We start from the raw sequence: 12,996 nt of genomic DNA, 5'->3' as shown, positions 1-12,996 counted from the left end.
CAACGCGCAAGACAGCGCATAGGAATGATGCGATGACGAGCTCACCGCTTGGTGGCGTAGAAGGCGGCGCGCAGGCTGCGCCGATTGGCGAGCCGGTGTTGACGGTGCGCGATCTCAAGGTGCATTTCCGCGTGCCGCGCGGCGGCTATCCATGGTCGCCCAAGGCGACGCTGCGCGCGGTCGAAGGCGTGTCGTTCGACATTCGCCGCGGTGAGACTGTGGGGCTCGTTGGCGAGTCGGGGTGCGGCAAGTCGACGTTAGCCAGGGCGATTATTGGTTTGACGCCCGTGACGGAAGGCAGCGTCCGTTGGCGCGATACCGAAACGGTTAGCGATGGACGGCGCCCTGCGGCCGCGATGGAGCGGCTGCGCAAGGACGTGCAGATGGTGTTTCAGGACCCGCTCGCGTCGCTGGACCCGCGCATGACGATCGAGCAGATCGTCACCGAGCCGCTGAAGGTGCAACGGCCGGGACTCGGGCGTGACGAGACGCATGCGCGAGTGGTGACGATGCTCGAACGCGTGGGGCTCGGGGCGCATCATCTGTCGCGGTATGCGCATGAGTTTTCTGGCGGGCAGTGTCAGCGGATCGGGATTGCGCGGGCGTTGGTCGGCGAGCCGCAACTGGTGATTTGCGATGAGCCGGTGTCCGCGCTGGATGTTTCGATTCAGGCGCAGATTGTTAACCTGTTGCGCGATCTGCAGCGGGAGTTGTCGCTTTCGCTGTTGTTTGTTGCGCATGATCTGGCGGTGGTGAAGACGATTAGCCAGCGCGTGCTGGTGATGTATCTCGGACGCGTGATGGAGTTGGGCACGCGGCAGGAGGTGTATGGGTCGCCGCAGCATCCTTATACGCGGGCTTTGCTGTCCTCGGTGCCGCGGCCGGATCCGGCCACGGAGCGCACGCGCAAGCATGCGGTGCTGACTGGGGAGATGCCCTCGCCGCTGAATCTGCCTTCGGGCTGTGCGTTTCGCACCCGCTGTCCGGAAGCGATTGCCGCTTGTGCGGAACAGGTACCGCAGTCGGTATCGCGCGGGACGGGCGATCGGCGGGTGGCTTGTATTCGAGTGGGGGTGGATCTGCGCGAGGCACCGCCCGTTGTTTGAGCGGTAAGCTGTCCCGTAGCTGTGCAGCCTGTCCGCCGCGATTACGTCCTGGCGGACAGCATCTCCCCAATCATGCGCAGACCAGTGCTGCGCGTGTCACTTCTGTTTCGCTGGGGCCTATTGGCATGTGGGCGATGCTCACTGCATGGCGCCGCGGATCCGCATCCGTTCCCGCGAGACATTCGATCAGCATCCATCCACGACAACTATCAATCTTTATAGGTAGATGGTCCATGGCGGTTCCAGTAGGATTTTGCGGACGCATTTTTCGTTTGCGTTTTCCATTGAGAATCGACGGAGATCTATGTTGGCACAAAGCAGCAATTTCACGTACCGGCCGATGCGTGCTGATGATATCGGGTCTTTCTACGATGTCCGGTTCTCCGTAAAGGAAAACCGCATCCATCCGCACCAGGTCAATCTGCTTGACCGCGATCTGGTGATTGAAAAGATCGGGCAAGGTGGCGGCTGGGTCTGCGAGCAAGACGGCGAAGTTGTTGGTGTCTGTTTGCCTGCGTTGACGGAAAAGCCCTTTATTTCTGGCCTCTTCATCAGACCCTCATGTCATGCACACGGCATTGGTCGTGAACTGTTGGAGCGGTCAGTTCGCTGGCTCCGCGAACGGGGTGCGACATCGGTCAAGCTGGTGACCGATCCCGGGTCTCGCGCCGACGGCTTCTATCAGCATCTGGGTTGGCAACGACACGGACTGGATGAGTATGGATGCCAGATCGTATTCACGCTGGACCTGATGCCAACCTGATACAACCGGGGAGTTCGGCGATGTCACGCAGTACCGACACGACCAGGTCCGCTGCCCAACGACCAGCAACGCTCCATACCGTCGTTATCGCCGCAGAAGTCCTGAAAGCGCGCGGCGTTTCCGTCGAGGCGCTGCTGCAAGGAACGGGCATCAGACCGGCCGATCTGGAGCAACCCGAGGCACTGATCACGCATGCGCAGGAAGTCACTGCGTTCGGCAATGCGCTTTCGGCATCCGGAGACTCCGGCGTAGGGCTGGATATCGGCGATGCGATTCCCGTCACCGCGTACGGTTGCCGCGGCACGGCGATGCTAGTCAGCCCGACCCTGGAAGCATCGCTGCGTCTCGCCTTTTCGTTCCCACTTCTGGCAATCTGCTACTTCAACATTGCCCTTGAGGTCCCCGGCGACGAAGCCCGGGTGGTCATCCGCGACTATACGTACCGGCCGGACCTTCTGGTCCTCAACAGCGACGTGTGTCTTGCCGCGATACGACGGGAAATTATCGGCGCTCTCGGTGGCCGCGAGATTGCGTTCTCGCGAATTACGCTCGCCTTCCCCACGCCCGAACACGCCGACCGCTACAGTCGCCTGTTTGGCTGTCCGGCCACGTTCGATGCAGCCGACACGGCCATGTATTTCCCGGCTGCCGAATTGAACAGCCCGCTGCCGCTCGCACATCCTCATGCCTACGAGATTGCCCGTCATCAGTGCGAGAGAAAGGAAGCGGAACTTGCGCGATGGGTGCCCGGCGATATCGTCGGACGCGTGCTCGAACTGCTGTATGAGAATCCGGCGAGGAAAGATTACGACCCGCTAGGACTGTCGTTGCGGAGCCTGCAGCGGCGGCTTCAGCTCGCCGGTACATCGCTTAGCGAACTGCGCGCAACAGTGCGCCGGGATCTTGCTGCGCGCTACCTGAGCGACAGTCGCTACAGCGCCAAAAAGGTCGCATCGAGGCTTGGATTCGAACAAGCGAAATCGCTGAGCCGTCTACTGTCCGGCTAAAGCTGATCTGCTATTCGGGCTGCTAACTGGTCAGTGCCAGTCATATTGCATATCACGGCGCGAAAACGCCCAAACTTGACGCGACTTCTTTCCCTTAAACCATGTCTGGTTTGTTACGCTCGTCGATAATTAAAAGGCAATCGGCGATATGTGGGTTAAAGAATCAATAAGCATGCGTGTAGGTATCTGGCCAGTCGCGGCGGTGATGGCCTTGGGTGTCATTGCACCGCTATGCGTACTGGCAGTCGTGTCGTGGTCCGCCCCCCTCGATTTCGGCGGCGTTGCCTGGGGCAAGTTTTCGCCCGATGCGTATATTGGGCTGCTGTATGAGCGCGATTTCGACGGCACGCTCGTGCTGCACTCCGATTTCGTGCGGATCTTGATTCGCTCCGTTGTGCTGGCCGCGTCGACCACTGCGATCTGCCTGCTGCTTGCGCTCCCAACGGCCCTTTACATCGCGGGTTGTTCAGCGCGCATGAAAGTGATCTTTCTGTTGCTGATTACAGTGCCGTTCTGGACGTGTGTCGTCGTACAGATGTACGGCTGGATAATCCTTCTCGCGGATAACGGGCTGCTGAACCAGTTGCTGGTTAGGGCTGGTGTCATTCACGGGCTGCTCGGCATGCTTTACACATACAGCGCGACGCTGCTAGGCATGGTGTACACGTTCCTGCCGTTCATGGTGCTGCCGATTTATGCCGCCCTCGAGGATCTGGACTGGAGCATCGTGGAAGCGGCGCTCGATCTGGGGGCGACGCGAACGGTTGCGTTTCGTGAGGTGGTTATGCCGAGTTGTCGTGCTGGCATCGGCGCGGGTATCGGCCTCGTGTTCGTGCCAGCGCTTGGCACTTACGTTGTCTCCGATCTCCTCGGTGGCAACCACACCATGATGCTCGGCAATCTGGTCGCATTTCAGTTTTCTTCCGGGCACGACTGGCCATCCGGTGCTGCGATGGCCTTCGCAATCCTGGGCGTCGTGCTCGTGGGAATGCTTGCGCGGCGCGCCCGTCTGGTGAAGAAGACCCGTATTGGTGTGGCTCATGAGTTCGTCTGAATGCAGCCGTTCAATGGCAAGCGCGACCACACCGATTGCGTGGGGTGTGCTGCTATTCCTGTACCTGCCGATAGCGGCTCTCGTGTGGATGAGCTTCAACGCCGGTCCATCCGCGCTCGTGTGGCAAGGCTGGGGTGTCCATGGCTATGTCGATGCAGTTCGGGACGAGACGCTGATGCGCGCGGCGGTAACGTCACTTACCCTGGCCTTTGTGTCGATGCTTGCATCGACTGCGATTGCGCTTGCCGCCGCCGTTACCGGCTGGACGTTCGCTCCTCGCAAGCGCAGCGTTCTGGCCGTGTGGATCTCGTTGCCATTGGTGATTCCAGAAATCGTGCTGGCGATTGGCACCCTGCTTCTGGTTGCCATGCTGTCGATCGAACCAGGTTTTACGGTCGTCGCCTTCGCGCACATCGTGTTCTGCCTGCCGTTCGCCTACCTGCCTATCAGTGCGCGACTGGAGAGGATTGATCGCAGCCTGCTCGACGCGGCTGCAGATCTATCGGCGACGCCGTGGGCTGTTTTACGGCAAATCACCTTGCCTCTTGCACTACCCGGAATCCTCGCCGGCGCGATGCTCGCTTTCGTCGCTTCGATGAACGACTATGTGACGAGCTACTTTCTGGCCGGCGCAGGATTCACCACGCTACCGATGTACATCTTCAGCGCGCTCAAGCTCGGTATTACGCCAAAGATCAATGCGGTGTCGACCGCCATCGTCGGCGTTTCAGCGCTGCAGTTGGCGGGAGTGTGGCTGGCAAGAGCGGACAAAAACTTTAAAACAACGTGAGATTTGCAGGATGAAGAGATATTTGTATGGGATGGCGTGTCTTGCCGTCAGCACGAGTGTATGGGCGGCGGGTGAAGTTCACATCGGGAACTGGCCTGATTACATGCCACCGTCGCTGCTGACCCAGTTCGAGAAAGAAACGGGCGTGAAAGCCATTCTGGATGTCTACGATAGCGACGCGGCGCTGACGCAGAAGCTGCAGGCGGGCTCAGGCGGGTACGACGTCGCTATAACCGGCGACTACTACGTGCCGATACTCGCGCGGGCTGGACTGATCACGAAACTCGACAAGTCCAAACTGCCTAATGCCGCAAACGTCAAGCCAGAGTTCAGGCACCCCGCGTTCGACCCGAATCGGGACTACGCGATGCCCTACATGGTTGTGATCACTGGCTTCAGTTACAACAGCGCACGTGTGCCTGGTGGCCGGCTCGACGATAGCTGGAAGTCGTTTTTCGATCCTGTGCCGGCTGTGCGTGGACAGATCGGGGATCTCGATGCGGAAGAAGAGCTTTACATGGCTGCGAGCTGGTATCTCGGCCAGGATGAATGCAGCGAGAACCCGGACGACGCGAAGCGTGTGCTCGCTGTCCTCGAACAGCAAAAGCCGTTCGTTAAGACCTATAGCGACGATGGCCCCATCGACCGGATCGTCTCCGGGCAGGTGATCGTACAGCACGTGTGGAACGGCGCTGCGGAGCGTGTGGAGCAACAACTGCCGGGCGCGAAATTCGTGATCCCGAAGGAAGGGGCACGCATGCTGCTGGACAACCTCGTGATTCCCGCGAAGGCGAAGAACCCCACCGCTGCCTATCAGTTCGTGAACTGGATGATGCGGCCAGAGATCATCGCGCAGGTGTCGAATGCGTATCGGTACAACAACGCCATCACGGGTTCGGAGAAGTATATGGATGCGGCGCTTCTGCGCGATCCGTCAATCAACATTCCGAAAGATCAGGTGGCGAGATTGCGGCCGTATAAGACTTGCTCGACTGCGGCGCTGATTCGCTGTCGTGGTAACAAACGTGGGTCTGTGGACGCAGTGCTGTGCCGAGCATATAGTCCTCGCAGTTCGACTCCAAGGTTAATGAGAGCTGCACAATCAACTTCGAATGTCCGTTCGGTCGCCGTATCCCAAGTGACTCCGACAAAAGGTCTGCGTTGGTCAAATTGCAGTTGGCGCGTGGTGACACTAACCCAATTGCGAACGCCCATGAAGCGGGCTATCTCAGGGAAATCCGCGAGCATGTTCTCCTTCCCCACGACGCCGATTGGGTCGAACGAATTAGAGAGCAAACCTTTAGAGAAAAACCACGTCAGAAGCGCGTCCTGTGCGAGTGCGGCGACGAGTTTTTGACTTTCGCGAAGCTGAATTTCTGTTCGTGTTCCACCGAGCAAAGGCGCGTCTCTTGCGCGAGCGACACATTGAACCGTTTCACCGCTTCTTCGGAAAACGTGCGTGCTCCCGTGCTCACGGCGCAATGTCTTCAATTGGTCCGCTGAATCATAGGGGAGCAATTCGACCTCGCAGACCGTCTGCGGATACTGGATGGGAGTGATATTAAGCAGCAACTCGCGCGACATATACGGCCCCGGAAGAAAAGTCATTTTTCTTGAGACGACAGCCTACGGTACACCCACCTCATTGTTTCGAATTTGCTTGAATCGCAGCGGCCTGCGACTCAGCCTAAGCCGTTCCCGCAAACTGCGCTGCCGCCTAAGCGGAAGATGCAGCGATTTTTGAAGGCAGGTTGGATAGTTCGATGAGCCCAAATTCTCGTTCGCGAGCAACAAGTTACACGCAATTCACACCACGAAATCTTCCGCCTTCATTGCGCCAAACCACATCATGAAAAAGGGCGCCCAGAAAAGAGCGCCCAGAATCACAATTTTCTTATTCCCGTCAAAGAGTTAGTGAACAAATCTTCCCTCCTCTTATGGGTATGCTCACTAAAACGGAATATCGTCATCCATCTCATCAAACCCACCACCAGCCGGCGCGCTCGGACGGCTAGCTCCACCGCCGCTACCACCACGCGAAGCGCCACCACCCGACGAAGCCACCCGGCCGCCACCACCACCACCACTACGCTCCGACGGCTCACCCCGGCTATACCCGCCTTCATCACCTCCACCCATCGAAGCGCCACCGCGCCCACCAAGCATCTGCATCTGCTCAGCCACGATCTCAGTGGAGTACCGGTCAGTCCCATCCTGAGCCTGCCACTTGCGCGTCCGAATGCGGCCTTCGATATAAACCGACGAGCCCTTCTTCAGGTACTCGTTCACAATCTCAGCCAAACGCCCAAAGAACGAAACCCGATGCCACTCGGTAGCTTCCTTCATTTCCCCAGACGTCTTGTCCTTGTACCGATCCGTCGTCGCAAGGCGGATGTTCGCCACTGCGTCGCCGCTCGGAAGATAACGGACTTCCGGATCGGCTCCGAGGTTGCCGACGAGAATGACCTTGTTCACGGATGCCATGAGTTTCTCCTGTTGATTCCGTTGCAGGTGGCGCGGCAACGCACGTTTCACGTCTCAGAACCGGCTGGCCCGAGAGGAAAACTGCGCCTCAGCCGGCCACCGGTGAGTTCTATCAAGAAAGCGCCGGGCCGCCCCAAGCTTGCTTGCCCCCCTTGGGGGGCCTGACGCGAAGCGTCCGGGGTGGGGGCACTCTCATGCCTTCTTGCGCGGCGGCTGCTTCATATTTGCCGCGATTATAAGCCAGCAAAAAACCAGCCCCGAGCACGCAAAGAACACCGCGCTCTGCCCGTCCGCTTTCAGCAGCACGCCGCCGATCACGCCGCCGATAGCCAAGCCGATCGACTGCGTAGTGTTGTACACGCCCGTAGCCGCGCCCTTGCGCGAGCCGGGCGCCAGCTTTGACACCAGCGAAGGCTGCGACGCTTCAAGAATATTGAAGCCGAGGAAGTAGATAAACAGAATCCCGGCCACACTCAGAATGGTATGGGGCGCGACGCCCAACAGCAACTGTCCGATCAGGATAAGACCAATCGCACCCACAAGCACCGTCTTCATCTTGCCGCGCGTTTCCGCCGCGATGATCGCCGGGACCATCATCACAAACGACAGGCCCATCACCGGCAAATAAACCTTCCAGTGCGACGCAACGGGCAGACCGCCCGCTTCCAGAATTCGCGGCACCACCAGAAACAGCGCCGTTTGCGTAGCATGCAGCACCAGCACGCCGAAATTCAGGCGCAGTAATTCCACGTTGTGCAGCACTTCCGAGAATGGGGCGCGTACGTGCACCGGCTTCGGTACATGGGGCACCACCCAGATCACCACGCCAATCGCCAGAATCGAGAAAATGCCGATCAGCGTGAACAGGCCGCTCATGCCCACCCACTGGAATATGATCGGCGCGCCGACAATCGCCACCGCGAACGACACCCCGATGCTGCCGCCGACCATCGCCATCGCCTTGGTGCGATGCTCCTCGGAGGTGAGGTCGGCAATACACGCGAGCACTGCGGACGACACCGCGCCCATCCCCTGAATCACCCGCCCGACGATAATCCACGTCATGTCGTGGGCGCCCGCCGCGACAAAGCTGCCGATCGCGAAGATCGCGAGCCCGGTGGCGATCACGGGTTTGCGGCCCACCTTGTCGGAAATCCAGCCGTAGAAGATATACAGCAGCGATTGGGTCACGCCGTACGCGCCCAGCGCGATCCCCACCAGCACCACGTTGTCGCCGCCGGGGATGGTTTTCGCGTAGATCGAGAACACCGGCATGATCATGAACAGACCGAGCATGCGCAGCGCGAAGATGGCTGCGAGCGACACGGTCGCGCGCAGCTCAGGCGCGCTCATGCGTGAAGATGTTGCGGACGGATTGGACATCGGGAACGTGTTTTGAATAATCTGGACGGCCGGGGGCCGGGCGACACACCGTGGGCAGCATACCCTCGGCGGCCTGCCGTGAGTGACCGTCGATCTGCGGCAAAGGCCCGCAGGCGACTTGCAGTCACCCCAAAAGGCCCCATTTGCGGCCTTTCCTCACGGCGCTGGACCGCTGCCTTACAGCTTGCCGCGCGCCTGTCGGGCGCTGTCAGGTAGCCGTAACAGCGGTCTTGAAAAGTCGTTATAGTAGCAGGTTTAGCCTCTTCCTCTTTCCGCCAGGTAATGGCCAGGTATTGGATCAACGCGTGGAACAAATCCGTATCCGTGGGGCCCGTACCCACAACCTGAAGAACGTCAATCTCGACCTGCCGCGTCACAAGCTCATCGTGATTACCGGCCTGTCGGGCTCGGGCAAATCGTCGCTTGCCTTCGACACGCTCTATGCGGAAGGGCAGCGGCGCTACGTCGAAAGTCTCTCCGCTTACGCCCGGCAATTCCTGCAATTGATGGAAAAGCCCGACGTCGACCTGATCGAGGGGTTGTCCCCCGCCATTTCGATCGAGCAGAAGGCCACTTCGCACAATCCGCGCTCCACGGTCGGCACCGTCACGGAGATTCACGACTACCTGCGGCTCTTGTTCGCACGGGTCGGCACGCCCTACTGCCCGGACCACGAGATCCCGCTGGAGGCGCAAAGCGTCTCGCAGATGGTCGACGCCGCGCTCGCGCTGCCCGAAGACACCAAGCTGATGATCCTGGCGCCGGTGGTCGCGAACCGCAAGGGCGAGCACGTCGAGCTGTTCGAGGAAATGCAGGCGCAGGGCTTTATCCGCTTTCGCGTGCGTTCCGGCGGCGGCACCACCAACGAAGAGGTCGCGAAGATCTACGAAGTGGACTCGCTGCCCAAGCTGAAGAAGAACGACAAGCACACGATCGACGTCGTCGTCGACCGTCTGAAAGTGCGTGCCGACATGAAGCAGCGTCTGGCGGAGTCGTTCGAAACCGCGCTGCGCCTAGCTGACGGCCGTGCCATCGCGCTGGAAATGGACACCGACCGCGAGCACCTGTTCAGCTCCAAGTTCGCCTGCCCGATCTGCTCGTATTCGCTGCAGGAACTCGAGCCGCGCCTGTTCTCGTTCAACAACCCGATGGGCGCGTGTCCGGAGTGCGACGGCCTCGGCCAGATCACCTTCTTCGATCCGAAGCGGGTGGTCGCGCATCCATCGCTGTCGCTGGCGGCCGGCGCCGTGAAGGGCTGGGACCGGCGCAACCAGTTCTACTTCCAGATGCTGCAAAGCCTCGCGGCGTTCTACGAGTTCGATATCGACGAGGCCTTCGAAGACCTGCCGGAAAAGGTCAAGAAGATCCTGCTGTTCGGCTCGGGCAAGCAGACCATTCCGTTCTCGTACATCAACGAGCGCGGCCGTGCATCGGTGCGCGAGCATGTGTTCGAAGGGATCATCCCCAACCTCGAGCGCCGTTACCGCGAGACCGATTCGGTCGCGGTGCGCGAAGAACTCGCCAAGTATCAGAACAACCAGGCCTGCCCCGCCTGCGAAGGCACCCGCCTGCGCCGTGAAGCGCGCTTCGTGCGCATCGGCGCGAACAGCGATGCACGCGGCATCTTCGAAATCAGCGGCTGGCCGTTGCGCGACGCGCTCGGCTATTTCCAGACCCTGCGTCTGGAAGGTTCGAAGCGCGAAATCGCCGACAAGGTGATCAAGGAAATCGTCGCGCGGCTGATGTTCCTGAATAACGTCGGGCTCGACTACCTGTCGCTGGAACGCAGCGCCGAGACGCTTTCGGGCGGCGAAGCGCAGCGCATCCGGCTGGCCTCGCAGATCGGCTCGGGCTTGACCGGCGTGATGTACGTGCTGGACGAACCGTCGATCGGACTGCACCAGCGCGACAACGACCGGCTGATCTCCACGCTGAAGCACCTGCGCGATCTCGGCAACTCGGTGATCGTCGTCGAGCACGACGAGGACATGATCCGCATGGCCGACTACGTGGTCGACATGGGACCGGGCGCCGGCGAACACGGCGGCATGATCATCTCCGAAGGCACGCCTGAAGAGGTGGAAGCGGATGCGGCGTCGATCACCGGCCAGTACCTGTCTGGCGCGCGCACCATCCAGTATCCGGACGAGCGCAAGGAGCCCGACGAACGGCGCCTGCGCATCGTCGAGGCGTACGGCAACAATCTGCAGCGCGTCACGCTCGACCTGCCGGTAGGCCTCCTCACCTGCATCACCGGCGTCTCCGGCTCAGGCAAGTCCACGCTGATCAACGACACGCTGTACCACGCGGTCTCGCATCACCTGTACGGCTCGTCGGCCGAGCCGGCGCCGTACGAGGCGATCGAAGGCCTCGAGCACTTCGACAAGGTCATCAACGTCGACCAGTCGCCGATCGGCCGCACGCCGCGCTCGAATCCGGCCACCTATACGGGCCTCTTCACGCCGATCCGCGAGTTGTTCGCAGGCGTGCCCGCTTCGAAGGAGCGCGGCTACGATCCGGGCCGCTTCTCGTTCAACGTCAAGGGCGGCCGCTGCGAATCCTGCCAGGGCGATGGCGTGCTGAAGGTGGAAATGCACTTTCTGCCCGACGTGTACGTGCCGTGCGACGTTTGCCATGGCAAGCGCTACAACCGCGAAACCCTCGACGTGCAGTACAAGGGCAAAAACATCAGCGAAGTGCTGGAGCTCACCGTCGAGAACGCCTATGAGTTCTTCAAGCCGGTGCCGGTCGTGGCGCGCAAGCTGAAAACCTTGCTGGACGTGGGTCTTGGCTACATTCGCCTCGGCCAGTCGGCCACCACCCTGTCGGGCGGTGAAGCGCAGCGCGTGAAACTTTCGCTGGAACTGAGCAAGCGCGACACGGGTCGCACTCTATACATTCTCGACGAGCCGACCACGGGCCTACACTTCCACGATATCGCGCTGTTGCTCGAAGTGATTCACCGTTTGCGAGATCAGGGTAATACCGTGGTGATCATCGAGCATAATCTGGATGTAATCAAAACTGCGGACTGGCTGATCGACCTCGGCCCGGAAGGCGGCGCCGGCGGCGGTCAGATCATCGCCCAAGGCACGCCGGAGCAGGTGGCGAAGTCGAAGGCAAGTTTTACCGGTCGATACCTGGCGCCGCTGCTCAAGCGCGACGCTGCCAAAAAATAATGCTGCAAACCCTGGGTTGGATACGGAAATAAGCCATGACCAAGCGTAACGAGGCGCCCGAAGATGGGCAGGTGCAGGATCTGCGCCCACGCCCGGTCAGGCTGACGAGCGACATGAGCCTGCCCAAACTGTCCGCCGTCGAGATCGGCAGCTATATGCTGATGCTGTTCGGCATGTGGGCAGTCCTCAATCTCCGGCTGCTCGGCGCGTTGCTGGCCGGACTGCTGGTGTTTCAGCTGATCCATACGATCGCGCCGCGCATCGAGCGGCACATGTCCAGCCAGCGGGCCCGCTGGCTGTCGGTCGTGCTGCTGTCGGTGGTGATCGTCGGTGGATTGACCGGCATTGTGATCGGCATCATCGACCATTTCGAGGGCGATGTGCCGAGCGTGCAGAAGCTGCTCGACCAGGCCATGCAGTTGATCGACGAAGCGCGCGGACGGATTCCGCAGTTCATCGCCAACTACCTGCCAGTCGACACCGATCAGATGAAGGCGCGCGCCACCGAGTTGATGCAGACCCACGCCGGCATGCTGCAGCAAGGCGGCAAGAATGCGGCTCGCGTGTTCACGCATATCGTGATCGGCATGATCATCGGCGCCATCATCGCGGTCGGTGCGCAGAAGCATATGCAGCGGCTGCCGCTGTCCACCGCGTTCGTCACCCGGGTGACGCGCTTTGCCGATGCGTTCCGCCGGATCGTGTTCGCTCAGGTGAAGATTTCGGCGATCAATGCGTTCTTCACCGGCCTCTTCCTGCTGGTGCTGCTGCCGATTTTTCACGACCGGCTGCCGCTCTCGAAGACGCTGGTGCTCGTCACGTTTATCGTCGGCTTGTTGCCGGTGATCGGCAATCTGATCTCGAACACGATCATCGTCGCGGTGGCGCTCTCGGTAAGCTTTCCGGCCGCGGTCATGTCGCTGGTGTTCCTGATCCTGATCCACAAGCTCGAGTACTTCCTGAACGCGCGGATCGTCGGCGGGCAGATCGAGGCGCGGGCGTGGGAGCTGCTGGTGGCGATGCTGGTGATGGAGGCCGCGTTCGGCATCCCCGGAGTGATTGCTGCGCCGATCTTCTATGCGTATATCAAGCGGGAGCTGATCTATCTGCGGCTGGTGTGATCGCCCCTTGAGCGCCGGCTCGCTTGCCGAACGCTGCGCTCCATGAAAAAGGCCGCCTGTCGCAATGACCGGCGGCCTTTGTTTTTTGCAAAACAGCAGTGTTAGCGCG

The 12,996-nt window shown here is 60.5% G+C and carries 9 protein-coding genes and 1 pseudogene; 8 read left to right on the top strand and 2 right to left on the bottom strand.

What is annotated here, in order from left to right:
• Positions 1 to 32 precede the first annotated feature (32 nt).
• From BLQ92_RS13345 to BLQ92_RS13320, 6 genes and pseudogenes are all read left to right on the top strand, one after another.
• Complete coding sequence (locus BLQ92_RS13345; RefSeq protein WP_090684971.1) at positions 33 to 1,106, top strand: ABC transporter ATP-binding protein; 1,074 nt, start codon at positions 33 to 35, stop codon at positions 1,104 to 1,106.
• A 304-nt stretch (positions 1,107 to 1,410) separates the two neighbouring features.
• Positions 1,411 to 1,869: a GNAT family N-acetyltransferase gene (locus tag BLQ92_RS13340; RefSeq protein ID WP_244106039.1), complete on the top strand. Its 459-nt coding sequence runs from the start codon at positions 1,411 to 1,413 to the stop codon at positions 1,867 to 1,869.
• 20 nt (positions 1,870 to 1,889) lie between these two features.
• The gene (locus BLQ92_RS13335; protein WP_090684970.1) at positions 1,890 to 2,876 is read left to right on the top strand and encodes an AraC family transcriptional regulator; all 987 of its coding nucleotides are present in this window, start codon (positions 1,890 to 1,892) and stop codon (positions 2,874 to 2,876) included.
• A 172-nt stretch (positions 2,877 to 3,048) separates the two neighbouring features.
• Complete coding sequence (locus BLQ92_RS13330; RefSeq protein ID WP_244106038.1) at positions 3,049 to 3,930, top strand: ABC transporter permease; 882 nt, start codon at positions 3,049 to 3,051, stop codon at positions 3,928 to 3,930.
• Entirely contained in the window at positions 3,917 to 4,720 is an 804-nt protein-coding gene (locus BLQ92_RS13325; protein WP_175772029.1) for an ABC transporter permease, read from the top strand. The genes BLQ92_RS13330 and BLQ92_RS13325 overlap by 14 nt, the downstream gene beginning before the upstream one ends.
• 10 nt (positions 4,721 to 4,730) lie before the next feature.
• Positions 4,731 to 5,744 (top strand): annotated as a pseudogene (locus BLQ92_RS13320) (extracellular solute-binding protein); the annotation flags it as partial.
• 926 nt (positions 5,745 to 6,670) lie between these two features.
• On the opposite strand, the gene BLQ92_RS13315 reads toward BLQ92_RS13320, so the two are convergent.
• Positions 6,671 to 7,204: a single-stranded DNA-binding protein gene (locus BLQ92_RS13315; RefSeq protein ID WP_090684967.1), complete on the bottom strand. Its 534-nt coding sequence runs from the start codon at positions 7,202 to 7,204 to the stop codon at positions 6,671 to 6,673.
• Between the two features lie 192 nt (positions 7,205 to 7,396).
• Positions 7,397 to 8,587 (bottom strand): MFS transporter, encoded by a 1,191-nt coding sequence (locus tag BLQ92_RS13310; RefSeq protein ID WP_090684966.1) that lies wholly within the window; start codon positions 8,585 to 8,587, stop codon positions 7,397 to 7,399.
• A gap of 305 nt (positions 8,588 to 8,892) precedes the next feature.
• Between BLQ92_RS13310 and uvrA the strand changes: the two genes are divergently transcribed.
• Together uvrA and BLQ92_RS13300 are read left to right on the top strand one after the other, a co-directional pair.
• A complete protein-coding gene (uvrA, locus tag BLQ92_RS13305; protein ID WP_090684965.1) occupies positions 8,893 to 11,766 on the top strand; it encodes an excinuclease ABC subunit UvrA in 2,874 nt (957 codons plus the stop codon).
• 35 nt (positions 11,767 to 11,801) lie between these two features.
• Entirely contained in the window at positions 11,802 to 12,887 is a 1,086-nt protein-coding gene (locus tag BLQ92_RS13300; RefSeq protein WP_090684964.1) for an AI-2E family transporter, read from the top strand.
• Positions 12,888 to 12,996 lie beyond the last annotated feature (109 nt).

This window comes from Paraburkholderia phenazinium, from assembly GCF_900100735.1.
Lineage (GTDB): Bacteria > Pseudomonadota > Gammaproteobacteria > Burkholderiales > Burkholderiaceae > Paraburkholderia > Paraburkholderia phenazinia.
The sequence above is the reverse complement of the archived record's forward strand: the minus strand, read 5'-3'. Positions and strand labels throughout refer to the sequence as shown.

Bases quoted from the DNA above. Each gene is read 5' to 3' on its own strand.
- BLQ92_RS13345 (WP_090684971.1), top strand. From the start codon at position 33: ATGACGAGCTCACCGCTTGGTGGCGTAGAAGGCGGCGCGCAGGCTGCG.
- BLQ92_RS13340 (WP_244106039.1), top strand. From the start codon at position 1,411: ATGTTGGCACAAAGCAGCAATTTCACGTACCGGCCGATGCGTGCTGAT.
- BLQ92_RS13335 (WP_090684970.1), top strand. From the start codon at position 1,890: ATGTCACGCAGTACCGACACGACCAGGTCCGCTGCCCAACGACCAGCA.
- BLQ92_RS13330 (WP_244106038.1), top strand. From the start codon at position 3,049: ATGCGTGTAGGTATCTGGCCAGTCGCGGCGGTGATGGCCTTGGGTGTC.
- BLQ92_RS13325 (WP_175772029.1), top strand. From the start codon at position 3,917: ATGAGTTCGTCTGAATGCAGCCGTTCAATGGCAAGCGCGACCACACCG.
- BLQ92_RS13315 (WP_090684967.1), bottom strand. From the start codon at position 7,204: ATGGCATCCGTGAACAAGGTCATTCTCGTCGGCAACCTCGGAGCCGAT.
- BLQ92_RS13310 (WP_090684966.1), bottom strand. From the start codon at position 8,587: ATGTCCAATCCGTCCGCAACATCTTCACGCATGAGCGCGCCTGAGCTG.
- BLQ92_RS13300 (WP_090684964.1), top strand. From the start codon at position 11,802: ATGACCAAGCGTAACGAGGCGCCCGAAGATGGGCAGGTGCAGGATCTG.